The following is a 906-nucleotide window of genomic DNA, read 5'->3' as shown; positions in this document are numbered from 1 at the left end:
GACCCAGGCTTTATGTCGACGGCCGCCTGCAACTCGTCGATCACCTACATCGACGGCGACAAGGGCGAGCTGCTGTACCGTGGTTACCCGATCGAACAGTTGGCCGTCAACGCCGACTTCATGGAATCGTGCTACCTGCTGCTGAACGGCGAACTGCCGAACGCGGCGCAGAAAGCCAAGTTCGTCGACACCGTCACCAAGCACACGATGGTGCACGAACAGATGCAATTCTTCTTCCGTGGCTTCCGCCGCGACGCGCATCCGATGTCGGTCCTGGTGGGCACCGTCGGCGCGCTGGCATCGTTCTACCATGACTCGCTGGACATCAACGACCCGCGTCACCGCGAAGTGTCGGCCATCCGCCTGATCGCCAAGATGCCAACCCTGGTCGCCATGACCTACAAGTACTCGGTCGGCCAGCCGTTCGTGTACCCACGCAACGACCTGTCGTACAGCGCCAACTTCATGCACATGATGTTCGCCAACCCGTGCGAAGAGTACAAGGTCAATGACGTGCTGGTGCGCGCACTGGACCGCATCCTGATCCTGCACGCGGACCACGAGCAAAACGCATCGACATCGACCGTCCGTCTGGCCGGTTCGTCGGGCGCCAACCCGTTCGCCTGTATCGCTGCCGGTATCGCCTGCCTGTGGGGTCCTGCTCACGGCGGCGCCAACGAAGCGGCACTGAACATGCTGAAAGAAATCGGCACCGTCGAGAACATCCCTGCCTTCATCGCGCAAGTCAAGGACAAGAACTCCGGCGTCAAGCTGATGGGCTTTGGCCACCGCGTGTACAAGAACTTCGATCCACGCGCCAAGCTGATGCGTGAAACCTGCTACGAAGTGCTGCAAGAACTGGGTCTGCAAGACGACCCGCTGTTCAAGCTGGCGATGGAACTGGAA

General features: G+C 60.5%; 1 protein-coding gene. It reads left to right on the top strand.

The annotated features are described in order from the left end of the window. Positions 1-906, top strand: a 906-nt coding sequence (gene gltA / locus ASN89_RS26685; RefSeq protein WP_058051350.1) for a citrate synthase, incomplete at both ends; no start/stop codon positions are given.

Origin of the sequence: Janthinobacterium sp. Ant5-2-1, from assembly GCF_001445815.1 — a bacterium.
Lineage (GTDB): Bacteria > Pseudomonadota > Gammaproteobacteria > Burkholderiales > Burkholderiaceae_D > Janthinobacterium > Janthinobacterium lividum_E.
Note: the sequence above shows the minus strand (reverse complement) of the source record. Positions and strands in the feature narration are given on the sequence as shown.